At 63.9% G+C, this 24847-nt stretch carries 15 protein-coding genes; 9 read left to right on the top strand and 6 right to left on the bottom strand.

The window, feature by feature from the left end; translation table 11 throughout:
• Positions 1 to 197: 197 nt before the first annotated feature.
• The 3 genes from KTJ78_RS05195 (at position 198) to KTJ78_RS05185 (ending at position 4588) form a co-directional block, all read left to right on the top strand.
• Positions 198 to 1535 (top strand): MFS transporter, encoded by a 1338-nt coding sequence (locus tag KTJ78_RS05195; protein ID WP_217133296.1) that lies wholly within the window; start codon positions 198 to 200, stop codon positions 1533 to 1535.
• 73 nt (positions 1536 to 1608) lie between these two features.
• Positions 1609 to 3267 (top strand): amidohydrolase, encoded by a 1659-nt coding sequence (locus KTJ78_RS05190; protein WP_217133295.1) that lies wholly within the window; start codon positions 1609 to 1611, stop codon positions 3265 to 3267.
• A 67-nt stretch (positions 3268 to 3334) separates the two neighbouring features.
• Entirely contained in the window at positions 3335 to 4588 is a 1254-nt protein-coding gene (locus tag KTJ78_RS05185; protein ID WP_217133294.1) for a M20 family metallo-hydrolase, read from the top strand.
• Between the two features lie 104 nt (positions 4589 to 4692).
• Here KTJ78_RS05185 and KTJ78_RS05180 read toward each other — a convergent pair whose 3' ends face one another.
• On the bottom strand, positions 4693 to 10560 hold the full coding sequence (locus KTJ78_RS05180; protein WP_217133293.1) for a CLIPPER-2 domain-containing protein: 5868 nt from the start codon (positions 10558 to 10560) through the stop codon (positions 4693 to 4695).
• 43 nt (positions 10561 to 10603) lie between these two features.
• Positions 10604 to 11947 carry a hypothetical protein gene (locus KTJ78_RS05175; protein ID WP_217133292.1) on the bottom strand — a complete coding sequence of 448 codons (1344 nt, stop codon included), beginning with the start codon at positions 11945 to 11947 and terminating at the stop codon, positions 10604 to 10606.
• A gap of 333 nt (positions 11948 to 12280) precedes the next feature.
• Between KTJ78_RS05175 and KTJ78_RS05170 the strand changes: the two genes are divergently transcribed.
• Complete coding sequence (locus KTJ78_RS05170; RefSeq protein ID WP_217133291.1) at positions 12281 to 13114, top strand: siderophore-interacting protein; 834 nt, start codon at positions 12281 to 12283, stop codon at positions 13112 to 13114.
• A gap of 67 nt (positions 13115 to 13181) precedes the next feature.
• The gene (locus KTJ78_RS05165) at positions 13182 to 13766 is read left to right on the top strand and encodes a hypothetical protein (protein ID WP_217133290.1); all 585 of its coding nucleotides are present in this window, start codon (positions 13182 to 13184) and stop codon (positions 13764 to 13766) included.
• 38 nt (positions 13767 to 13804) lie between these two features.
• Here the strand turns inward: KTJ78_RS05165 and KTJ78_RS05160 are convergent, their stop codons facing one another.
• A complete protein-coding gene (locus KTJ78_RS05160; protein WP_217133289.1) occupies positions 13805 to 14740 on the bottom strand; it encodes a LysR family transcriptional regulator in 936 nt (311 codons plus the stop codon).
• Between the two features lie 121 nt (positions 14741 to 14861).
• Between KTJ78_RS05160 and KTJ78_RS05155 the strand changes: the two genes are divergently transcribed.
• Positions 14862 to 15272, top strand: coding sequence for a CBU_0592 family membrane protein (locus tag KTJ78_RS05155; RefSeq protein ID WP_217133288.1), 411 nt, complete (start codon positions 14862 to 14864; stop codon positions 15270 to 15272).
• A gap of 42 nt (positions 15273 to 15314) precedes the next feature.
• Positions 15315 to 16490, top strand: coding sequence for a hypothetical protein (locus tag KTJ78_RS05150; protein WP_217133287.1), 1176 nt, complete (start codon positions 15315 to 15317; stop codon positions 16488 to 16490).
• On the opposite strand, the gene KTJ78_RS05145 is transcribed toward KTJ78_RS05150, so the two are convergent.
• Complete coding sequence (locus KTJ78_RS05145) at positions 16487 to 17905, bottom strand: APC family permease (RefSeq protein ID WP_217133286.1); 1419 nt, start codon at positions 17903 to 17905, stop codon at positions 16487 to 16489. The genes KTJ78_RS05150 and KTJ78_RS05145 overlap by 4 nt on opposite strands.
• 33 nt (positions 17906 to 17938) lie before the next feature.
• Positions 17939 to 19561 (bottom strand): amidohydrolase, encoded by a 1623-nt coding sequence (locus tag KTJ78_RS05140; RefSeq protein WP_217133285.1) that lies wholly within the window; start codon positions 19559 to 19561, stop codon positions 17939 to 17941.
• Positions 19562 to 19684: 123 nt separating this feature from the next.
• Between KTJ78_RS05140 and KTJ78_RS05135 the strand changes: the two genes are divergently transcribed.
• On the top strand, positions 19685 to 20350 hold the full coding sequence (locus KTJ78_RS05135; protein WP_217133284.1) for a TetR/AcrR family transcriptional regulator: 666 nt from the start codon (positions 19685 to 19687) through the stop codon (positions 20348 to 20350).
• Positions 20351 to 20409: 59 nt separating this feature from the next.
• On the opposite strand, the gene KTJ78_RS05130 is transcribed toward KTJ78_RS05135, so the two are convergent.
• Positions 20410 to 22191 (bottom strand): AMP-binding protein, encoded by a 1782-nt coding sequence (locus tag KTJ78_RS05130; RefSeq protein WP_254259418.1) that lies wholly within the window; start codon positions 22189 to 22191, stop codon positions 20410 to 20412.
• A gap of 225 nt (positions 22192 to 22416) precedes the next feature.
• Here KTJ78_RS05130 and KTJ78_RS13880 point away from each other — a divergent pair.
• On the top strand, positions 22417 to 24847 hold a 2431-nt coding region (locus KTJ78_RS13880), incomplete at its 3' end, for a right-handed parallel beta-helix repeat-containing protein (protein ID WP_217133279.1).

Genomic DNA, 24847 nt, shown 5'->3' with positions numbered 1-24847 from the left:
TAGCGGCATAATTCTGCGTTCAACCTTGGCACACCGGCTGCTATGCATGTGCACATTGAAGGGCTGCAGGTCGGCGACACTTGCCTAGTGCCGCCTGCCAAGCCCGCTGGTAACTTCTCTAGGGCAGGTCTGGTATCTGCCCGACGGCTTGGCCGTTCGAGGACGAGCGGAATCACCTATAAAAGGAGACTGAACACATGAGTTCTGTGTCACACACTTCATCGGCGGAGCGGGAAACCGCAACCGTCAATGTCATCACGCCCCGCGAAGCACGCAAGGCCGCCATCGGGGCGCTCGTTGGCAATGTGCTTGAGTGGTACGACTTCTTCCTGTTCAACACGGCAGCGGCGCTCGTGTTCAACGTGCAGTACTTCGTCTCTGACGATCCGGCGCTCGCCTCGATGGCGGCATTCGCAACGCTTGCGGTGGGCTTCATCGTGCGCCCGCTCGGCGGTCTCATCTTCGGGCGTCTCGGTGACCGCATCGGCCGCAAGGCGGTGCTCATCATCACGGTGATTGGCATCGGCGTCGCGACGGGCCTCATCGGTATTCTCCCGAACTACATGTCAATTGGTATCTGGGCCCCGATCTTCCTGCTCACCCTGCGCCTTCTGCAGGGCCTCTTCATCGGTGGCGAGTGGTCGGGCGCGATGACGCTCGCGGTCGAGAATGCGCCGCTCAAGCTGCGTGCGCGCATGGCCGCCATTCCGCAGCTCGGTTCGCCCATCGCGACGCTGCTCTCGTCGGGCTTCTTCTTCCTACTCACCTACTACCTGAGCGCCGACAACTTTGACGCTTGGGGCTGGCGCATTCCCTTCCTGATCGCCATTCCGCTGCTGCTCGTGGCGCTGTGGATGCGCGCAAAGATGCAGGAGTCACCCGTGTTCCAGGAGGTTCAGGCGAGTGGCGACGGCGAGAAGGCTCCCCTCAAGGTCGTCTTCACGACCGCTTGGCGTCAGCTGCTCGTGGGCGTCTTTGCCGTCATTCTCGGCACCGCCGGCTTCTACATCGTGACGACCTTCGTCATGAACTACGGCACCCGCGTGCTCGGCATGGAGCGCAACATGATTCTCGCTGCGACCCTCATCGGCTCGGTCTTCCAGCTACTCTCGGTGCTGCACGCAGGCCGCCTCGGCCAAAAGTACGGCGCAACCAAGGTCATCATGGGCGCCGGCATCCTCACCGCACTCGTCGCATTCCCGTGCTTCCTGCTCATTCAGACCACGAACTTCGTGCTCGTCACGATCGGCATCGTCGTCTCGGTCTCGCTGCTCACCTACTCGTTTGCTGCGGCGGGCCCCGTGCTCACGGGCCTCTTCCCCTCGAACGTGCGCCTCTCGGGCGTCGCGGTCGGCTTCAACGGCGCCAACGTGCTTGCGGGCCTCACCCCGCTCATCGCTACGGCCCTCGTGACCGCGAGTGGCGACGAGTGGTGGCCGGCTGCCACGATGCTCGTGGTCTTTGCGGTGCTCAGCGTGATCGGTGCGAAGCTCGCCCCGAAGTACAGCCAGCAGTACGCCGACTACAAGCACTAACCCCCAAGCGATGTGGCCCGGAGTCGTTCCGGGCCACACGCGCACCCAGGACCCGACACCCGAAAGGAGCACCGTGCAACTCGACCTCATCATTCACGCCAGTGATATTGTCACGCTCAACCCGAACCGGCCGCGTGCCAACCGTGTCGGTGTGCTTCACGGCCGCATTGTCGGCTTTGACGAAGAACTCGACGGCCTCACCGCCCGCCGCGAAGAGCAGTTGGGCGACGCAGTCGTCACCCCCGGGCTCATCGACGCGCACTGCCACACCTCGTGGTGGGGGCTCAGCCTCGACTCGGTCGACCTCAGCACCGTTCGCTCGCTGGCCGAACTCTACGAAAAACTCGATGCCGCGGCACGGGCGTTGCACGTGAAACACGGGGCGTGGATCCACGCTACCGGCTTCAATCAGGCACTCACGGGCGGCCAATTTCCGAGCATCGAACGCCTCGACGCAATCACGGGCGACCACCCCCTCTACATCAGGCACACCTCTGGCCACGCGGCCATCACGAACACCGCCACGCTGAAGCTCATCGGCGCGCTCGATGAGGGCTTTGAAAACCCGGTGGGCGGCGCGGTCGTGCGAGACGCAGACGGCACCCCGACCGGGCTCATCGAAGAGTCGGCGCAGGGGCTCGTTCAGGCGTTGCTGCTGCCCTACTCAACCGAGCGTCTCGTCGACGCGATCGACGAAGCCACCAAGCGCTACGCCGCCCAGGGCATCACCTCGTTTTGCGAGGCTGGCATTGCGGGCGGGTGGATCGGCCACAGCCCCATCGAGGTCAGCGCATACCAGGCGGCTGCCGCGAGTGGGCGCCTTCACGCTCGGGCCCAGCTCATGCCCACGCTCGACGGGTTGCAGCCGCTCACGGCGCACGCCGCCGACTTTCAGGGCGAAGGCTCGGGGCTCGGGGCGAGCCTCGGGGTCACGTTCGGCTTTGGCACCGATATGGTGCGGCTCGGCCACACCAAAGTGTTTCTCGACGGCTCCCTGCTTGGCGCGACCGCAGCGGTGACCGAAGACTACTGCGGGCATCCGCACAACACCGGCTACCTGCTCGACGAGCCAGGCACCTACCGCGAACGGGCCCTCGCTGTCTACCGGGCCGGCTGGCCGCTCGCGCTGCACGCCATTGGCGACGAGGCGATCGATCTCGCGCTCGACCTCATTGGCGAGGCGCAGGAGCGGTACGGCACCCTCGCCGTGCCCTGCCGCATCGAGCACTTTGGCATCGCCCGGCCCGAGCAGCTTACCCGTGCTGCGGCGCTCGGCGTCGCGGTCACCCCGCAGGCGGGCTTCATCGGCCCCATCGGCGACCAGATGGCCGAGCGCGTCGGACCATCACGTGAGGGGTGGCTGTATCGCGGCCGCTCGGTGATCGACGCGGGCATTCTGCTCGCCGGATCCTCTGACCTGCCCGTCGCCGACAATAACCTGCGGCGCAGCATGCAGAGCGCCGTCGACCGGCTCACTTCTGGCGGCAAGGTGCTCGGCGAGGCCGAGGTCATCACGCCGTTCGAGGCGCTGCGCTGTTACACCGAGTGGGCAGCGATCGCGTCGGGTCAGGGCGCCGACCGAGGAACGCTCGAGCCCGGCAAGCTCGCCGACTTCACCGCATTCTCGGCATCGCCCCTCACGGCCGCGAACATGAACGACCTCGAGATCGTCGCAACCTTCGTTGGCGGTGCGGCGACCTTCGACTCTCGAACCGCTGCTGGGCCTGGCTAGCGCTGCGCTACCCCGCGCAACTCCCCCACCCCAGCACCCTTTATCTTCTTCTGCGAAAGGAACCATCATGCAGACCAACGACCAGGCTTTTCTCGATGATTGGGCCATTCACGCCACCTTCGGGGCGGTCGAAGGCACCGACGGCGTCGACCGACAGGCGGCGAGCGCACCAGACGGCGAGCAGCGCAAGTGGTTTGCCGAGCTGCTCACCTCACACGGCTTCACCGTTCACCGCGACGCAATCGGCAACCAGTTCGGCCTGCTCGAGCTCGTGCCGGGCGCACCGTACGTGCTCACCGGATCGCACATGGACTCCCAGCCGACCGCTGGCCGCTTCGACGGCGCCTACGGCGTCATGGCCTCGGCCTACGCCTGCTTTCGCGTGGCCGATGAGCTTCGCGCGGCGCCCGAAAAGGCCACGTTCAACCTCGCCGTCGTCAACTGGTTCAACGAAGAGGGCTCGCGCTTCAAACCCTCGATGATGGGCAGCTCGGTGTTCACCGACAAACTCGCCCTCGAAGAGGCGCTCACGACCACCGACCCCCGCGGCACCACGGTACGTGAGGCGCTCGACGCGATCGACGAGCGCGGCGATTTCGAGGGGCTTCCCGTCGCTTCGTACGCCGAGATTCACGTTCAGCAGGGCCGCAGCATGGAAGAGGAGGGCGTGACGATCGGTCTCGTCAACGCGACCTGGGCAGCCCACAAGTTCGAGTTTCGGGTGCGCGGCGAGCAGGCCCACAGCGGATCGACCCTCATGAGCGATCGACGCGACGCACTGCTCGGCGCGGCTCGCCTCATCGTCGCCGCGCGTGAGCTGGTCGACGGGTTCGACGACGGCGCGCTGCACACCGCCTGCGGTGAGATCAGCGTGTACCCGAACTCTCCGGTGGTTGTCGCGAGCGAGGTGCACCTGCTCGTTGACCTCAGGTCGCCGAGCAACGAGGTCATTCGCGAGGCGTACGAGCGCATGATGCGGGTCGTCGAGCGCGTTCAGGTCGACGATCGCGTCGAGATCGACATCGTCGCTGAGCACTCGTGGGAGCAGAACCCCTACCCCGAGAATGGTGTTGAGCTCGCGCGGGAGGTCGCCGTCGAGCTCGGGCTCACCCACGACCGGGTCATGACCGTCGCGGGCCACGATTCAACAAACATGAAAGACGAGGTACCCACGGTCATGCTCTTCGTGCCGAGCGTGAACGGTGTCTCGCACAACCTGCAGGAATTCACGAAAGATGAAGACCTGATTGCAGGCCTGAACCACCTCACCGGTGTGGTTCGCCGCCTCGCTGCCGGAGCGCTTGTGAGCACGAGCGCCTGACGGCGAGCGGGTGGGCCTCGGGTTACTCACCTGGTACCAAGCCCGAGGCACTCCCCCAGGAGCGCGGGTCGCATGATGCGACCCGCGCTTTGTCGTTTCAGTGCCTAGGTCCTGCTCCTTCGGCGCACGAGCAGTGTGCCACCGGCGAGGGCAACGAGGGCGAGCACCGCGAGACCAGTGAGGCTCGCACCGCCGGTGTTGCCGAGCATGCCACCGGGCTTGTCACCCTTGCCATCGCCCTTGCTGTCGCCCTTGCCGTCACCCTTGCCGTCGTCTCCTGGCCCGCCATCGTCGGGGCCCTCCGGTGTCTGCTCTGCCGCAACCGCTACCTCGGCACTCGCTGCGTCGGTGATCACATCGCCGCCCGGCACCTCCGCAGACACTGTCGCGGTATTCACGACCGTGGTGCCGCGGTGCTCGTCGGTGATGCTCAGTGTCGCGGTTGCCTGAACCGTTTCGCCCGGTGCGAGCGTGCCCTCGGCGCCAGGCCACACGGTCTCGAGCTCGCTGAGACCGGGCAGCGTGTCGACGAGCGAGACGTTACTGAGCGTCACATTACCGCTGTTGTGCGCCTCAATCTCGTAGGTGATCTCGGTCTCAGCTGCGTTCAGCTCTGCACGCTTGATAAGGCTCAGCCCCGGGGCCTGCACCAAGGTCACGCTCGCTTCGGCAGTATCGGTCACCTCGCCACCATCATGTGTAGCGACGACCGAGGCGGTGTTCACGAGCTTGCCCAGGTCGACGTGGCTCTGAGTGATGTCAATCTCAGCAAATGCCGTCACCGACTCACCGGGCAAGAGGGTGCCCTTGGTCTCGGGCCACTCGGCGAAGGTGATCTCGCCGAGGCCTTCGAGTTCGTCATAAAGCGTGATGTCATGAAGCGTCGACTTGCCCGCGTTCGTGATCTCAAAGTCGTAGCGAACGGTGTCGCCCACGATGCCCTCGCCCAGAACCTCTGCGTGCTTCGAGAGCGATACAAGCGGTAGCGCGTCGAAGGTGAGTGAGGCCTCGGCGGCAGTGTTCGCCTCAGCGTCACCGCTCAGCGAGAGCCCCGTCGCCTCGGCTCGGTTCGTGAGCAGGCCGCGGTCGATGTGCTGTTGTGTCAGCTTCAACGTCGCAGTCGCCGTGACGGTATCTCCCGGCGCAAGCACACCCGGCCGTGCGGCATCGGGCCACTCGCCGTAGGTCACCTCGCTGAGTCCCGCAAGCGCGTCGGTGATGGTCACGTCGCGCAATGTCAGCGATCCGCTATTCGTAAGCGCGAACGAGAACTCGGCGGTGTCACCAGCGACCGCGTCTGCCGGGTCTTTCCCGCCAACGATAGCCGCTTCCTTCTCCAGCGCGAGCGCCGCAGCGCCAGGAATGAGCGTTGTCACGCTCGCTTCATCGTTCACCGCGGTTGTGACACCAACAGCAGTGACGTGCGCGGTATTCGTGACCGTGCCCTCATCTCGGTGCTGCTGCGTGATGCTGAGCGTGGCGGTCGCGACCACCACTTCGCCCGGCGCGAGGGTGCCTTCATCGCCCGGCCACGCGACTTCGAGCCCCGAGAGCCCCTCGAGTTCATCGCTCACGGTGACGTCGGTCAGGGTCACATTGCCACTGTTTCGGGCGGTCATCGTGTACGTGATGCTGCCGCCGTCGGCTGAGAGCGCCGATTCCTTCGTGAGACTCACCTCTGGTGTCTGGGTGAAGCGCGCCGTGATCGTGTCAACATCGCTCACGGTGTCTCCCGCGGGGCTCTTCGACTGAACCGTCGCGGTGTTCGTGAGGCTTCCCGAGTCGAGGTGTGCCTGGGTGACGTTGAGGCTCGCGGTCGCCGTCACTGACTGACCAGGGTCAAGGGTGCCTTCGGCAGCCGGGTCTGGCCAGTCGCCAAAGGTCACGGCCGAGAGGCCCTCGAGCGAGTCGGCGAGCTGCACGTCGGTGAGTGTCACCTTGCCCACGTTCGTGATCACAAACGTGTATTCGGCGAGTGAACCGAGCGCGCCGCTATCGGTGAGGGTGACCGACTTGTCGAGGTCGATGAGTGCCGTCACCTCGAAGCTCAGCGCCGCGGTGTCGCTGTGGGTGACAGTGTCGCCGGCGGGCCTGCTGCTCTTGCCGGTCACGCTCGCCGTGTTCTTCAGCTCGCCCGCGTTGACGTGCGCCTGCGAGATCGTGAGCCGAGCGGTCGCCGTCACCGACTGGCCGGGAGCGAGGGTGCCCTCGGCGGCCGGGTCTGGCCAGGCACCATACACCAGGTCTTCTTCGGCGATCAGCGGATCATCGAGCGTCACCCCGGTGAGCGTCGATTTACCCACGTTCGTCACGACGAAGGTGTACTCGACTTCTGAGTTCACCTGGCCACGGCTGAGCACCGTCACCGTCTTATCGAGATCGATGCCGGGAGCGTTGTTCAGCATCAGCGAAGCGCTGTTACTACTCGTCACCGTTTCGGCGTCAGGCTGCGCGGGCACTCCCGCTGCCGTCGCGGTGTTGTTGATCGCTCCAGCGTCAACGTGGGCCTGGGCGACGGTCAGCTTTGCCGTCATCTGCACCGATTCTCCCGGTGCGAGGCTGCCCTCGGCGTCGGGGTTTGGCCACTCGCCGGTTGCCCAGTCGTGAAGCCCGGGGAGCGGATCGGTGACGGCCACTTCGTTCAGCGTCACTTTGCCCACGTTGGTCACCGTGAAGGTGTACAGCAGCTCTGAGTTCACTTGCCCTCGGCTGAGTACCGTCACCGTCTTGTCGAGGTCGATGAGGGCCACCGTATCGAGCGCGAGGTCGTAGTCGTCGAACCCGATTACCTCGCTCCCATCGGGGGCATTGGCCAGGGCCGAGGCAGTGTTGTGCAGCACCGAGCCAGCGTCGAGGTGCTCCTGCGTGATCTCAAGCTCTGCGGTCGCGGTGACCTCATCTCCTGGGCTCAACTGCCCCTCATCGCCTGGCCAGGCGCCAAAGGTGATCTCTGAGAGCCCCTCGAGTTCGTCGGCAAGTCGCACGTCGCTCAGCGTGAGCGTTCCGGTGTTCGTGACCACGAACTCGTAAGAAACAGTGTCACCGGCCTCGGGCTTGGAGTCTGATCCCTGAGATCCAACAACCGTGCCGCGCTTCACGAGATCAATACCGGAGACACCGGGCAGGCTGAGCGCCGCACGGTCGTCATCGCTGACGGTGACGCCCTTCGGGGTCTTGCCCGTTGCCGTGGCGACGTTTTCAATGCCGCCCTCGTCAATGTGCTGCTGGGTCACCGTGAGGCTGCCCTTGGCAGTGACCGTCTCGCCTGGTTTGAGCACACCATCGGCGCCCGGCCAGGAGTCAACGGTGACGCCGGCCGCACCCGATAAGAGCTCATCGACGATGGTGACTTCGCTCAGCGTCAGCCCGCCGGTATTTTCGACCGTGAACGAGTACATGAGAATGTCGCCCACGACGGTCTCATCGGGGTCATCGCGGCCCTGAACGGCGACGGTCTTCTCAAGTTCAAGACTGCCAACCGCGGCAAGCGGTATCGTCGCCTTGTCGTCGTCACTCACCGTCGCACCCGCAGGGGTTTCTGCCGTGGCGGTGACGATGTTTTGCACACCGCCAGCATCAACGTGTTCTTGCGTAATCTCAACCGTGGCGCTCGCGCTCACGCGCTCCCCCGGCTTCAGCTGGCCTTCATCGCCTGGCCATGCCCCGTAGGTCACCTTTGACATGCCAAGCAGCGGATCGTAGAGTTCGACCCCCACAAGCGTCACCTGACCGGTATTTTCAACCTCAAACGAGTACTCAATGGTGTCGCCCGGCCCAGCGTCGCCCGCGTCGTCGCGACCGGCGATCGAGGCCTGCTTGGTCACCTGGATGCCCGCTGCGCCCGCGATTGCAACCTTCGCCGTGGCACTGTCGGTGAGGGGCTCGGTGGCAACGGCCGATTCAGCGGTCACGGTGACGATGTTCTTCGCCTCTGCCGCGTCAATCTCGGCCTGGGTAAGCCCCGACGAAGCATGGGCGGTCACGCTCTTGCCCGCGGGCAGTACGCCCGGTGCTTCGGGATCGGGCCATGCGTCAAAGGCAATCTCGCTCAGCCCAGCGAGTTCGTCGCTCAGCTCGACATCGCTCAGCTCGACGTTGCCTGTATTCGTGATCGTAAAGAACCATTCAACGGGTTCGCCCACCTTCACAATGCCGGGGGCTGTACCGGTTTTCGTCACTTCGATCGCTGGTGCCTGGACGAAGTACCCAAAGTCCTGGCCAGTAATCGTTGCTCCACGAGTGAGGTGGATCGTGCCAGAGGTACTCTCGCTGCCACCGCTTGGCGCGAAGGTGTTTGACCATACGCCCGACGTGCTCGGCAACGACCCCTCGTCAATGTGAACCGTGTATTCGCCCGAGACAAGCCCCGAAAAACGGTACTTGCCTGACGCATCGGTGGTGACGACATACTGTGGCGTTGCATCTGAGGAGCCGTTCGACGAGTCATCGCTTGCGTACAGCGAAACGCTCACACCCGGAAGCACTGGTTCGGTTGTCTCCTGCTTTCCATTCGCATTGGTGTCCTCCCACACCGTGCCCTGAATCGTGCCGCCCACCACATTCGCGTGGGTCGCCTCGCCCTCAGGCAGCAGTGTGGCACCGTTCATGACCGATCCGCTCGCGGTGTTGCCGAGGGTGTCGCCCGACATCGAATCGGGCAGGTTAAGGGTATAACTGAGCTTTCCGTTGCTGTTCGCACCAGAGACCAGCTCGCCAACGTCTACCTTCAGGGCCGTCGCGGCGGCACGTTGCTCGGGTGTCGCTGAGTCGTACGCGATCCACTCAAGATCATCGGCTGGAGCCTGGGGGCGCGGAACCTGCTGCACGCTCTTGTCAGTCGTGATCAACAGCACCGCTTGCTGCGAATCGTGCACAGTAAGCGATGCGCTCGCGAGCGAGATCTCACCATGAACCGAGGTGCCGCGACCATCGCCTGCGTGCGGCAAGACGGTCACAAATGAGCTGTGCTCCTGGCTCGTGCTGAGAAAGTTAAACCAGACAATCTCAAACATGGCCTGCTCGCCGGCTTCAAGCTGGGGGTTCACGACGTGCTGCTCGTACTGGGCCACGTTCACTTGGCCAGCAACCATCGAGACCTGTTTCTCGAGCGTCGCCCCCGTGTTTTCAAACACGTGATCAGCACCAAACTGCACGGGAACGACAAAGGTGCCACCGTTCGGCGGCGCGATGAGTGAGGTGCGTACGTCGAATTCAACGGGCCCGCCGAGCGATTCACCGTAGCGCAGCTTCGGGAGGTAGGTGAACAGGAGTTCTGTTTGCCCTGAGGCATCGGTTTCGCCCAGCTTCCAGCTCCATCGCTCGGCATCAACCCGAGAAAAGTCGAGTGTTGAAAGCTGCAGGTTTTCGGGCAGCATCAGCCGAAGCGTAGCGCCGGTGATCTCGAAGCCACCGTCTTCGCCAACTGGTGGGCCACCGTGAACCACACCAATCGCAGGGTTGAGCTGATACCGCACCGCCTGTCCGGCGTTGAGCCTCGTGCTCTCTGGCTTCTGCACCTCACCGGCCTCGGTGAGCGCCATGCCCTTGGCGTTGAGACTTGCGCTCCCCGCACGAACAAACATCGAGTCTTGCGAGTCTGTTTTACTCTGCCTCGGCGGTTCCCACACAATGTTCGACCGCTCGGCACCAACGTGAGTGAGTTTGGCAAGGTCATCGGCCTCGACAGGCAACGCTCTCGTCACAACGAACTTCGGGTAGGCGAGCACGCGAAAAGTATTGATGCTCGTCGGGTTTTGAGACTCGGTTTTGAGGGCGCCATCATTGGCGATGTACTCGTACCGAACACCGTTCACGTTCTTGATATCGCCCGTAAACTCGTCGCTCGGCACCCATAGAAGCTCGAACGGGTCCTTTTTCAGGGGGCGTACCAAGAAGTCTGGCGCAGCCTCTTCGGTATACAGCACCCGATAATCGACACCCTCTTCGAGTTGTTCGCCATTGTCATACTGCACAAAGCCGTTGCCCGCGAGCGATGAATCAGTATTGTCCCAGAAGTCAAAAAAAATTCATGTCTGTCGAAGTAACCGACTGCCATGCGGTTTCACCATACGGCCTTTGCAGCTGCGGGCGGTATGCGAGACGATGATGGTACTCGTACCCAGGGAACACCTTGGCGTTGTTGCGTGTTTGGGTAATACTCTTCCCGTCAACGAGGGCCGTCGTCAGCGACGCAGACTGTATTGTCGGGGGGCGCGTGTCAGGGTCAGCGAGGCGATAGCTCGCGGTCGCACGGTTATTGTTGTCATTGTTTTCAATGACGATATCGCCACCAACCGTCGTCCATGGATCGTCGTCGGTCTGGCTAATCTTGCTTGCCGAAGGAATCGCCGTTGCGGGCTCCATGGGGGTCAAACGCTTCGGAATCAAGATTGAAACATCAACCCAGACACGTTCAATGGCCTCAATATTTCCGCTAACCAGCAGATCGAAAACCCCTGCCTCAGTGTCAATCTTGTCGAGTGACGCCTGCACGGCTGAGCTACTGGTGCCAACGATCTCAATCACGCTCGGAATATGCGCTGGCTGCGTTTCATCATTCGTGAAAGAGTAGGTGTCACGAATGCGCAGTGGCGCTGCCCACTCAGCCGGCCGTGTACCGATGACCGTTGGTTTTGCTTGAGTGATGACCACTCGGTAGGTGTGCGCGACCGCCGGCTCCGGCCCCTGGCCGAAGTCTTTTTCGTCACCGGCGGCTGTCTCGACACCGCCGGTTGCCGTGCGAGTGGTCTGGCTCAGGTCGAACGAATAAAACCCAACGACCGTGACGGTTTGCGGGTCACCCGTCGCTGCAAACGTTCTCGTTTCAACACCATCAGTCACGCTGGCTGTCGGGGCATACTCGTATCCCACAACAGCCGACGCTCGGTTGACATTAGCGGTGAGGGGCCTGAACTCAATTTCTTGCGAGCCCGAACCGGTTACTGCCGACGAGAGGTTTACCGTAAGCAGACGGCCGTCGGGGGAGATCGTATACGTCGAGGTATAGCCCCTCAGACCGCTCGGGTTATTCAGCCCCGAGACCATAAGCGAGCCGTCATCCCAACTCCAGCCCTCGGGAAGTTCTTGCGTGAGCACACCGTTTTCAAGCGAATTGAGCGTGAGCGCCCAGTCAAACGTCACTTGATTGCCGAGCGCAACCAGCCCGTCAGTCGGCGAGGTATCGCCTGGCACCTCACTCGTTCCATCGTCAATGATGGCCAGTTCAAAGTCGGTGATATTTCCTGCCGGCTCCTCTGCGTGCGCCGGCGCGACGAGTGTCAACGAGCCCGTCATTGCAATGAGCGCGGCGCTGAACCAGCCGAGTGCGCGAGTGTGAAATGCCCGTTTTTGCGTGTGCATGGCCACCGTGTGTTCCCCCAAACATCTGTGCGGCGGTCGTTCTGCACTGGCATCACGCCCGCAAGTTACCGAGCTCCTCTTCCCTCACGGGCGGGCCTTCCCTATTCAGCCGAACAAACACCACACTCATTCAACTGCATGAACGCGGCGAAAGCACTGAAGCTTCGGCACTCCTGTCGCTTATCTTGACATCGAAAATAGACGGCCGTCAAGCTTTTCTTTCTGAACACCTGGTGCGGGCGATGAAACACACCCTCTAGCGCGACACCCAGACCACTCAGTTAGGCTTGCCTTACTTGAGACACGTGTTACGACCACCACGAGAGGGTGCCCATGAGCCAGACAACGACGCCAAGCCCACGACCCAAGCGCACCCAGATCGTGCTCGAGGTTATTGAGCGCATTCAACTTTCGCCTCGCATGGTGCGCATCGTTGCGGGCGGCGCAGGCATGGCCGAGGTCGAGAACAACGGCTTCACCGACGCTTACACGAAGATGCTCTTCGCGCACCCCGGCACCGACGTGACCCCACCCTACGACCTCGAGGCGCTGCGCGAGACGCTTGGCCCCGAGCTCATGCCCTCGCGCCGCACCTACTCGATTCGCCGCTTTGACCTCGACAATGGGCAGCTGTGGATCGACTTCGTCGTGCACGGCACCGAGGGCATTGCTGGCCCCTGGGCCGGCAGCGCGAAGCCGGGTGACGCGGTCGTGCTCGGCGGCATCGGCGGCGGGTACCGCCCTGACGAAACCGCCGACTGGCACCTGCTCGCGGGCGACGACGCCGCGCTTCCTGCCATTGCCTCGGCACTCGAGGCCATGCCGGCCGAAGCCCAGGGTGTTGCCCTCATCGAGGTCGACGGCCCAGCCGATCACCTTGAGCTGAGCGCACCCGCTGGCATCACCGTCGAGTGGCTGCACCGCGATGGTCAGGAGGCCGGAACGACAACCCTGCTCGCTGACGCAGTTCGTGCGACCGAGTGGCGCGAGGGGCGCGTTCAGGTCTTTGCACACGGCGAGCGCGGCGCAATGAAGGCTCTGCGCCCCTACTTCACCGATGAGCGCGGCCTCGAGCGTGCACAGCTCTCACTGTCGGCGTACTGGGCTCACGGCCGCAAGGAAGACACGTTCCAGGCCGAGAAGCGCGAAGCGATCGGCCAGATCTAGCAGATTCATGGTTCAGGGTGCTTTAGGTCTCTGAGCTGGGCACCCTGGGCCATGGCAAACTAACATTATGAACGCACTCGAGCAGTACATTGCAGATCGCCTCGTCGCGGGAGCGAGCGGAACCGTTATCGAGGGCGAGCTCGTCGCAGCCGGTTGGAGCGTCGCGGTTGTGCAGCCGGTCATTCACGCACAGATTGCCCTGGCGCAACGCTCAGCGCCGGCACCGACAAGCCAGCCCCGCTCGGCAAGCCAGCCAAGCGCTGCAAGCCAGCCCCGCAACGGTGAGCCGCTGCTCATCACGAGCCTCGTGCTCTTAGCAGCCGCGATGGTGCCCTTCATCATCATGTTCTTCGTGCCGTTTTGGCAGTCGGCCACGGTTGAGGCCGCGGTGGCCGCGGTGGGCGAGATGGCGATCATGATGCTTTTTCTGCTGCCCGTCTCGATTGTGCTGTGGATCGCCGCCTTCGTGTGCTTCCTGGTTGCGAAATCTGGCGGGCGTACGGCTCGCACGAGGCTCTCAATCTGGTCGATCATCATGCTCTTCGTCTCGCCCGTGGTGACGGCGACGTTCTTTACCCTCGCCATTCTCTTCGCAACGATCGTGGGCGTCATGTGCGGCACGACGGTCTCACCGGGCTGCGGCATCCTTTAAGGCCCAATCCCGCATCGGGCCGATCTCTCACCGCAAGCTCAGCTCTGGGCTTCGGCGCCTTCACCACCCTCGTCACCGGCCGCGACGAAGCCGCGCACGAAATTGATGGCCGCGCGCAGAGCCGGGTTCGGGCGACGCGATTCGCGGTAGCAAAGCGAGATACGGCGAAAACCGAGGCCCGGCAGCTCGTGGGTCTCGACGCCCGGGGGCAGCTCACCCTGCAGAGCCAGTTGCGGCATGAGGGTTGCACCCTCTCCCGCGGCGATCATCGCGAGAGCAGCGTGGTAGCCGGCGTAACGGTGCGGCGAGGTCTCTGAGTCACTGAGCCCACGGCGCACGCGGCGCACGGCCCCGACCCCTCCCGCTGCCCCGTCGAGCTCGAGCCACGGCACCTGCAAACGCTCGAGCTCGACGACGCCGAGTGCGGCCTGGGTACCGGCTGGCACGACGAGCAGCCAGGGGTCATACATGAGGGTGATCTCGCGAATCTCTGGGCCGAGCGGCACCGGCTTCATCGAGTCGTCACGCTCGGTGACGATGAGATCGACATCGGCGGCACGCAAGGCGCGCACGAGCTCGGCCTGTTCGGCCTCAACGACCTCGAGTTGCACGCCTGCGAGTTCGTCCTTCCAGCGTGGCAGGGCGGGCGCGAGCACGGCCGAGATAAAACTTTGAAAGGCACCGAGACGCACCCGGCCGCTCGGCAGCTGGCTCGCCGCCGCGACGCGCAGGGCCGCCTCGTTGACCTCACGCTCGACGTTCTCGGCGAGCTCGATCAACTCGCGCCCGGCGGCCGTCGGGCTCACCCCGCGCGGTGAGCGTTCAACGAGCGGAACCCCCACTTCTGCCTCAAGTCGAGCGAGTTGCTGAGACACCGCAGAGGGTGTCAAACGCATGGCGTCAGCCGCCGCGAGCACGCCGCCGCTGCGCGAAATCTGCAGCAAATACGGCAGCCGAGAAACCGTGATTTTCATATTAAGAAATTCTAAATGCTCAGTATCACATTATCCAATTGCGCTAAAACAAGAAAAAGATCACAATTGAGTCTCGGTGCCTGATCTCGATGGCGCCTCAAGACCCTCGGAAGGAGCAGCGATGGAAGACATGATCGGTACGGCACTCGGTTGGATCGGAACAGTGGGTACCCTCTCGGCCTATATTCTCATCACCCGTGGCATCGTTTCGCCGACCGGCAGGCGCTACGCTGCTCTCAACATGATCGGCGGCGCTTTCGCGGCAGCCGGGGCCATCGCTTTCGGCGCATGGCCGGCCTTCTTCTCGAACGTCGTCTGGGCAGGCATCGGCCTTCACGGGTTCATCACCGCAACGCGCCGAGCACGCCACGAGCGCAAGCTGGCACTCGCCGCGAACCTGCTCACGATGCCCACGCCAACCGAGTTCGCCGAGGCCCTCCTCAAGACACAGCCGATTGCGATTATGCACCCGCAGGCGATCATCCTCCCCACGCAGGAAGAGCTGCTCGCCGCGAGCCGCCAGGCAGCCTAAACGCATGCCGCGGGCCCGCTCGCACTGTGAAAGAATGAGCGCATGACTGAGGCTACGCCCGTGAGCGACCACCCCTTCGATCGCGGCGTGTGGCGTTGTTGGACGTGGATCTCGTGGCTTTTGCCGGTGGTGCTTATCGCCTTCGCCCTCACGAACTCGCACGACGGCCTTGTCACCATCGTCATGCTGTACCTTTCGCCGGTCGTGCTCGTAACCTTCGGGCTGTTGAGCTCGCTCCCCCAGTGGGTTCTGAAGGCCCGCGGGCACGAGACCGCGCCCGCGCCCATCAGCGCGCTCATGGTGACAGCGTGGGTAAGCGCCGTCGCAATAGCCATCGTGGTGCGAAGCGACCTGCAGGGCGGGGCGGTGACGGCGAGCGCGCGCGGGCTCACCGCGCTCATGGGCACCGCGACCGCACTGTTCGTCATCGCCCTCGCCGGTGCGATCGTGGGCGCGATCGCGCTGCCCGCCAAAGATGACTGGGGGCCGTGGCGCTTCAGCGGCCCCGCCGCAGTCTTGGTGGCACCGCTTGCCCTCGCCTTCGTCACCGGGGTGCAGAGCACGGCGCCGATCCACGTTTCACACGATTCCCAGAACATTGATGGCGAGGTCGCCATGCAACTACAAACCGAGCGCTGGCAAGCCTTCAACACATTTCTCACGCCCGCACGCACGGCAGCCTGCCCCACCGAGTGGCGGCTGAGCGGGGGCAGCGGGTTAAGCGTGTACGAGGGCACCTCGTTCGACGACAGCCAGTACACGCTCTACAGCAACTGGCGCTGCGAGGCACCGCTCACGAGCGACGAGTTTCTCGAGACGATCGTGCCCGCAATCGAAGCGAGCGGCTGGCGGCTCATCGCGAGCGGCGAGGGTGAGAACCCCGGGTCAGCCGAATACCAGGACGCTTCTGGCGCAAAGACGCAGGGCTTCCAGGCCCACTTCGAGGCAGCCGAGCCAAGCGAGGGGCTCGGCCTGCCAGCCTCACCCGAGGGCACGAACGGCACGCTCGCCCTCATGCTCGAACCCGGCGACACGAAGGGCGAGTTCTCGCTACTCTTCAACGCCGCAAGCCCCGCCTTCTGGCTCGAGGGCGGTTCGGTCTTCTGGAACACCGAAACCGATACCCAGCTCGCCGAAGAACTGCTCTGGAGCCCCTCGCCGACCACCTTCGCGGCCGACGAATGGCCGGGGCTCGAGCGCGTGGTGCGACTGCCCTAGCGCTGCGACTCGAAGGGGTAGTCGGCGCCCATCTGGTCAATGGCGCGGGTCGTGGCGCCCTCCTCTGAAAAGTCCATCATGGGCACGGGGCGCTTGAAGCCTCGCGTCACGGCGACGATGATGCCGAGACCAAGCACGACCCAGATGCCGCCAGCGATCCACGTGAAGGTCTCGAGCGAACTCCACAGCCACACCGTCACGCCTGCTCCGATGAGCGGCAAGAGGCCGTACCGCAAGAGGTAGCCCGCGGTGAGGGGCTTCGTGCGCCCTCCTCGGGGAAAGAGGTAGGTGCGAATGACCGAGAGATTCACCATCATGAAGGCTGCGAGCGCGCCGAAGCTGATCATGTGCGTGATGATCTCGAGCGAGATGAACAGCGAGGTGAGTGAGATAACCGACACGAGCGTTGCCGCAACGATCGGGGTGCCGAAGCGCTTGTGCACACGTGCGAGCCCCCGAGGCAGCACGCCGTCGCGACCCATCGCGTAAATGATGCGTGAGACCGAGACCTGGCTCGTCATTGCCGAGCCGAAAGAGCCCGCGACAAACACCGCCACGAAAAATGAGGTGAGCGCATCACCGCCCACGAACTTCATGACCGTCACGCCAGCCGCATCAAGCTCGGCTTCGCTCATCGTCGACCAGTCGACGTCGAAGGCGATCGCGCCAGACCAGGCGACGAGAATGAAGAAGAAGCCGCCCACGAGGGTCGCGAGCACGATCGCTCGGGGAATGTCACGACGCGGGTTCTTCGCCTCTTCAGAGAGGGTCGAGACCGCGTCGAAGCCGAGAAACGACAGAGCGAGAATCGCAGCGCCAGCGGCAATTGCGCCAATGCCACCCTCGCCGAAGGTGAAGGGCTCAAGCAGCCCAACCGTGGTGTCGCCGCCGAGTGCCGACTTGAATGCGAGGGCGATGAACACCGCGACGAGAATGACCGAGAGCGAGATGATGACGGCGTTCGCCTTGCTCACGAAATTGATACCGAGAATGTTGAAGCCGAGCACGAGCGCAATGGCCACGAGCGAGAATGCCCAGGAGGGCACCGCGGGAAACTGCGTGTTCATGTAGATGCCGATGAGCAGGAAGTTAATCATCGGCAAGAAGAGGTAATCGAGCAGCATGACCCAGCCGGTCATGAAGCCGACACCGCCGCCAAACGACTGCTGCGAGTAGGTGTATGCCGATCCCGCGATCGGGTACTTGCGCACCATCGCACCGTAACTGAGCGCCGTGAACAGCATGGCGATGATGGCCAGCAGGTACGCGGCGGGCAGGTGACCGCCCGTCTCTTTATTGACGAACCCGTAGGTGGTGAACACCGTCACCACCGTCATGTAGGTGACGCCGAAGGCCGTGAGGCTCACGAGCCCCAGCGTGCGCTTCAGCTTGACGGGTGTAGCGGTATCGGTCATGAATGCTCCTTTGAATTCGTTGCTCAGTGTGCGTTAATGCGTTCGGTGCCCCGCGAGCCAGGTGCCGTGCACCTGTACCCCGGCGATCTTCGCGACGTCAATCTCGGTCGGGTTTTCGCTCAGCCACACGAGGTCGGCCGTCGAACCAACCGTCAGGGTTCCTCGCTCTGGAGCGAGTGCCTGCCGCGCAATACCGGTGGTGTAGCCGGCGTAAGCCTGCCTCGCCGAGACGCGCTCTTCAGGAAGCCAGGGCGTTGATTCAGCCTCACTCGGGTCTCTCCGGTCGATCGCGGTCGCGAGCGCCGGGCGCCAGTCTTCGGTCGTGACGGGCCAGTCGCTGCCAAACGAGACGGTGGCACCGCTCTCAAGCACCGAGCGAATGAGGTACTGTTGCCCCTCACGGTCATGCCCGAGGTGCGGAATCGTGAGGTCGCGCATCACGGCATCGCACTGCGCCCAGTACGGCTCAAAGTTCGCAACGACCCCGAGCTCTCCGAAGCGCTGCACGTCATCGGGGTGCAGTAGGGCGACGTGCGCGATAACGTGCGGGCGTTCTGGCGTCGTAATGTCAGCGATGGCCTCAAGCCCGTCGAGCGCGTGCCGGTTTGCCGCGTCACCGATCGCGTGCAGGTGCAGCTGAAACCCGGCCTCGGCAAAGGCCCGCATCGCGAGCTCGAGCTCATCGACCGACCAGTTAAGAATGCCGCGTTCGTCAGGCCTGTCAGCGTACGGGGCGATGAGCGCCGCGGTGTGGCTCTCGACGACGCCGTCGAGAAAGAACTTGATGGTTTCGCCGCTCAGGCGTTCGTGTCCGAGCTCGCGCACCGCGGCCCTCGCCGCGCTGAACTCGGCCACCTGCTCCCGCCAGAGCGCGGGGTCGGCTCGAAAAGCCATATTGACGCGCGCGTGCAGGCGATCGGCACGGGCGGCGGCGAGATAGACCTCGATGTTCTCGGGGTCGACCCAGGCGTCTTGCACCCAGGTGGTGCCTTGCCTGGCGTACACCCGAGTCGCGTGCTCAAGCGCGCCCACTCTCGTGTCGAGGGAGTACGGTGGCACAACCTCTGCCAGGAAGTTGTTGGCCGCGGTCTCTTGCAGCGTGCCCATGGGTGAGCCGTCGGCCCTGCGCACGTACCTGCCGAGCTCGGGGTCGGGAGTCTCGCTCGTGATGTCGCCAGCCCGCAGCGCTGCGGTGTTGACCCACGCCGTGTGGTAATCCCACGCCCGAAGAATGGTCGGGGTATCACCCGTGACCTCATCAAGCCACCGGGCATCAAACAGACCGCCCTCTGCGAAGGTGGCGTCGTAGCTCGCCCCCACGATCCACTCGTCTTCTGGGTGGCTGGCCTTCCACTCTCGCACCGCGTCGAGAATGCCGTCGAGGTCGCTCGCCTCGCGCACCGCCGGCCCGAGGGTTTCAAAGCCCGCGAGCAGCGGGTGTGCGTGCCCCTCGCCGAGCGCCGGGGTAAGCACCCCTCCCTCGAGGTCGATGACCTCGGCTCCTGGCTCGTTCATGAGCGCTTTGGCGTCGTCGCCGAGCGCCACGATGGTGTGCCCCTGAACCGCAAGCGCGTCACTCATCGTCGCCTCGTCGCCCCCGAGGTTGAGGTCGACGAGCACCGAACCACCGGTAAAAATCGTTGTCGTGTTTGGCATCGTTGCTCCAAGATCGAAGATGGCAGCACGTTAAATGAACGTGATTCTTTTATCTACACTGGGAGTGTACAGTGAAACTCGCGCTCAATGCCACTGCCGAGTCACAGCAAGTGAGGGAGCAACATGCAAACCGGTAAGCGTCGCGTGGGCAGACCAACGACGAACGTGCTCACCCGCGACCTCATCATGCAAACCTCGCTGCGCCTCATCACCGAGCGCGGAGCAGCAGGAGCGAGCATGCGCGACATCTCGCGCGAACTCGGGGTGCAGCCCTCGGCGCTCTACAACCACGTTTCAGGTCACGAAGACGTGATCGGCGGCGTACGCGAGCTCGTAAGCGAGCGCATCGACGTGAGCGGCTTTGGCACTGAACCGTGGATCGCGGCCCTCGAACGCTGGGCCAAGTCATATCGCCTCGCCTTTGCCGCCCACCCGCCAACCATCGCCCTACTCGCGGTACAGCCCCTCACCGAGCAGTCACGCGTGGGCACGATGTACGACGCTGTGTGCCGCGGGCTCATCGACGCGGGGTGGCCTGACGCCAGGGTACTGAGCCTCGTCGTGGCCCTCGAAAACTTCATTCTCGGCGCGGCCCTCGACCGTGCGGCGACGAGTGAGGTGCTGCGCCCCGGCGTGAGCGACAGCACCCCCTCGTTTCAGCGCGCCTACGCGGCACGCGAGGCATCGCTCGGCGAGGCCTCAGCGGCCGACGCCGCATTCGACTTCGGCCTCGCGACGATGCTCGCGGGGCTCGAAGCCGAGTATGCGGCGCTCAGCCAGGGTGCGTAGCGCGGCCCGTATCGCGGCTGCTGGCTCTGCTCCTGGAGCGGCTCCCGGCGCGTGGCGGCCTAGCGCCCGCCGTCTTTCAGCTGCGGAAAGTCGTCGTCACGCCACTCGCCCGCGAGGCGCTCACCCGAGTTGAAGGCCGCGACCTCGCGCTGCCGCAGCTCAACCCGTCGAATCTTGCCCGAAGCCGTCTTCGGCAGTTCCCAGAACTCGACCCTGCGCACGCGCATGTAGGCGGGCATCGAGGCCCTCGCGTGCGCCAGAATCGCGCTCGCGCTCTCGGCGCTCGCTGGGGCACCCGCGGCGAGCGCAACGTATGCCTTCGTGACGTTGAGACGCGTATCGTCGGGGGCACCAACGACGGCGGCCTCGGCAACGAGCGCATGCTCGAGCAGCGCGCTCTCAACCTCGAACGGTGAAACCTTGTAGTCACTCGACTTAAAGATGTCATCGGTGCGCCCCACAAACGTGAGCACCCCGTCTTCGCCCCGCTCGGCGACGTCTCCAGTGTGAAAGAGCCCGCCCTCGGTCGCCCGCGCGGTCGCCTCTTCGTTGCCGAAATAGCAGGTCATGAGATTCACTGGGCGCGCAGCGCCCGATCCGCCATCTTCAGGGCCAAGCCGCAGGCACACCTCGCCCTCTTCGGCCTCAGCTCCCGTCAGCGGATCGACGACAACCGCGTCGACCCCAGGCAGTGGCCTGCCCATCGCGCCCGGCACGACCGGCTCGCCGGGGAGAGTACCCACGAGCGCCGTCGTCTCGGTCTGGCCGTAGCCGTCGCGAATCTCAAGCCCCCACCAGTCGCGAATGCGCGCGATAACCTCGGGGTTGAGCGGCTCACCGGCCGAGAGGGCCTCACGCAGACCGCGGGGCTTCTCGCTCAGCTCGCTCTGAATGAGCATGCGCCACACGGTTGGCGGCGCGCAGAACGTGTTGACACCCGCTCGGTCGAGCTGGGCCACGAAGCTCTTGGCGTCGAAGCGATCATAGTTGAGCACGAAAATCGTCGCGCCCACGTTCCACGGCGAGAAGAAGCTCGACCAGGCGTGCTTGCCCCAGCCGGGAGCGCTCACGACCGAGTGCACGTCGCCGGGACGCACGCCGATCCACGCCATCGTGCTCAGGTGGCCAAGCGGGTAGCTCGTGTGCGAGTGCTCGACGATCTTGGGCAGGTTCGTCGTACCCGAAGTGAAGTAGATAAGCGCGGGCTCAATACTCTTGGTGCGCTTCGCGACGGGCGCGGTCGATGCCGAACGTGATTCGTCGTACGAGAGCCAGTCGTAAAGGGCCGCGCGTTGATCTTGCGTCGCTTTCGCGAGACCAACACCAACCCCGTGGTAGTCGCCTGGAACATCGCGAAACTTCATCGCGTCTTCGGGGGCGGCAAACACCCAGCGCACCCGGCCGCGGCTCACCCGGTCATTGAGGTCTTGTGCGCCGAGCACGACCGAGGTGGGCAGCATGACCACGCCAATCTTGAGCGCGGCGAGCATGATCTCCCAAAGCTCGATGCGGTTGCCAAGCATGAGCATCGCCACGTCACCCTTGCGAGCCCCCTGCTTTAAGAGCCACTGTGCCACCTGGTCGCTACGCTCCTTGAGCTCGGCAAAAGTGCGCTGCTCTTCAGAGCCATCGGCCTCGGCAATGACGAGCGCGGGGCGGTCATTGCCCTCGGCGATCACGTCAAAGACATCATGCGCCCAGTTAAATTCAGGCCCCACATCGGGCCATCGAAACTCAGAGCGCTGCAGTTCAGGCCTGCCTGCGAGTTCGAGAAGTTGGTCGCGTGCTTCGAAAAAAGCCCTGCTGGCATCATTGCCACGGCTCATCTGTGGGTCGTCCATGAATTCAGCCTACCCCTCGATTATTTCCTATGGGGTTTCTTCACTCTCATTTTCCTGCGAACTTGAGTCATGTCTCCAAAAGACTTGCTTTTGCCGCCAATAGACGAGAATCTATACTCACTGGGGTTTTGTTGTGATGACCCGACCCCAAAAACGGGCTTCTGCCCGCTCAACACACAAGAGCGAGACAAACACTCATCGCGCTCGTGCCCAACGGGGGAACACGTGAAACATCAGAAACAAAACGCCTGGCTTGCCGCAACACTCAGTGGCGCCCTACTCTTCACCATGCTCGGGCTCGCCGGCCCGGCACAAGCTATTCAAAGTGAGGGCGCGGGCGATCCGCCGGTCATGGATTCTGTGGCAGCCAAAAGCGCTCTCGAAGATGCTGACGAGGGTGCGGCGGGTGGCGCTCCGGGTGATTCCGGCGATTCGGGCGACGCAGGCGTGATCGGCGATGCGGATACTTCGGGAGAGCCTGGCGACACGGGCGCGGGCGACGGCGACGCAGCCAATCCGGGCGACGACGGTGCGGGCCAGGGCGACGACGCGGGCCAGGGCGACGATGAAGCTGGTCACGACGGAGCAGCTGCCTCTGAAGGCGACGCCACCAAAGACGACAGTGCCCACACCACCGAGAGCGACGAGTCGGGAGCGAGCCCGAAAGCGGCTCCCGAAGCGGCCAGCCTCACCGAGGTCGCCTCATACACCGAGCTCGCTGAGGCGATCACAAGCCTCACCCCGGGCGAAGCAGAGATCACACTCGCAGCCAACTTTGACCCCGTCTCGGCGCCGACAAACCTCACCCTCGCGGCCGGTGTCGAGCTCACGGTGCGCGGTGCCGAGGGCGGCACGACCGTGCTACTCGCCGCTGGCGCGAGCGGGCACCACATGAACTTCATCGGCAAAGGGTCGAACAGCCTGCACCTCGACAACCTCACGTTTCAGGGCCACAACGCAGCCGAGCCCACGGGCGACCCCGGTGGTGAAACCGGTGGCGGCGTGGGCATCTCAAGCATCGACACGGTCACGGTCACGAACAGCACCTTCGCTGGCATTGATGGATCATCGGCCATCGCGCTCACCGGCATTGCCACCCTCGGAGTGCACGATACGAGCTTTCTCGGCAACAGGGCCGGTTCGGGAGCGGTGACCAGCCTCTCAAACGACATGACCGGCACGCTAAGCAACGTCACGGCAATCAAGAACTGGGGCACGGGCCCTGGTTATGCCGGTGGCGCGATTCGCCTCACTGGCACCGCCGACCTCACGGTCAAGAACTCACTCTTCGCCGAAAACCGCTCAACCACGCGCGGCGGAGCCATCGCCTTCCACCAGATGAACGGGCGACTCACCGTGCTCGATAGCGTTTTCGAGGGCAACACCGTTCCGCTCAGCAGCGTTGCCTCACAACGAAACCTCAACGACGGTGGCGCCATCGCCGTCTCAGAACGCCCGATCACCGGCCCGCAAACCGGCCAGACCGTCATCAAGGGCACCACATTCAGCGAGAACGTCGCTGCCGACGAGGGTGGCGCACTCCTGCTGCAATCTGGCAACGGCTCACTCGCGACGCTCGAGAACAATACATTCTTTCGCAACAGAGCGCAGGGACTGCAAACCACCTTTGATGACGCCAGCGCCGGGGGAGCCTTTGAGGCTTTTGGTACCAAGGTCATCGTCACCAACAACACCTTTGTGCAAAACTACGCCGAACGCGGCACATCATTGTTTTCCGCACAACGCGGTGGCGCCATCTCGGCCACTGGTGACACCAACTACCTCAAAGCGCAGCCACTCGTCGTCTCACACAACCTCTTCGTGGGCAATGACACGCTCCGACGCGATGGAACCCCCGAGTCGAGTAGCAACTACCGACAGGTCAGCGCTTCTGGCGGCATCGAACTTCCCGCCGGCGCTACCGTAGAGAGCAACGTCGGCATCGATAACGGCACCAGCGGCTACGACTACGATGCGGTCAGCCCTCTGAAAGCGCTCGGAACCGACACACCCACGCCCAGCGCCAACGCAAGCACCGTGCTCGCGGGCGACGCACGCTCAACCCAGGTGGTTCCCGGCACGTTCCCACTTGTGCCGAACGACGTACCATACCTGACGGGCATCGCCGACAACATCGCCGAGAGCAACACGGGCCTCACGAGCGACCAGCGTCACTTCCCCGTCGACACCCCCAAAGCCGATGCCGGATCAGTGCAGCAGGCGTTCATACGCTACGACGCAAACGGCGGCGATTGGGAGGGCTACGGCGACGAACCGTTTGACTCCACTGCGGGCGGCACGCGAGTCGTGCAACGCGATGACTCAGGCGACGCCCCGGCAACCAGGGTGTGGGCCATCGGGCCCGTCGCCTCGGTCACGGCAACCGAGCCAGCCCCCACCACCGCTCCCGAGGGCAAGGTTTTCGATGGCTGGAGCGAAAGCCCCGACGGCAATGACGACGCGCCCTACCGCGGCGACACCATCACGATTCCCGCAGGCGACCTGCGCCTGTACGCCCAGTGGAAAGACGTTCCCGTCGTCACCGGCACCGTCACGGTCACGTACGTCGACACCGACGGAACCCCACTCACCGACCCCAAAACCCTCACCGGCACCATCGGCGACACCTACGAAACCGAACAACGCACCTTCGACG

Source organism: Leucobacter chinensis (assembly GCF_019049105.1).
GTDB lineage: Bacteria > Actinomycetota > Actinomycetes > Actinomycetales > Microbacteriaceae > Leucobacter_A > Leucobacter_A chinensis.
This window is presented reverse-complemented; position numbering and strand designations above follow the sequence as displayed.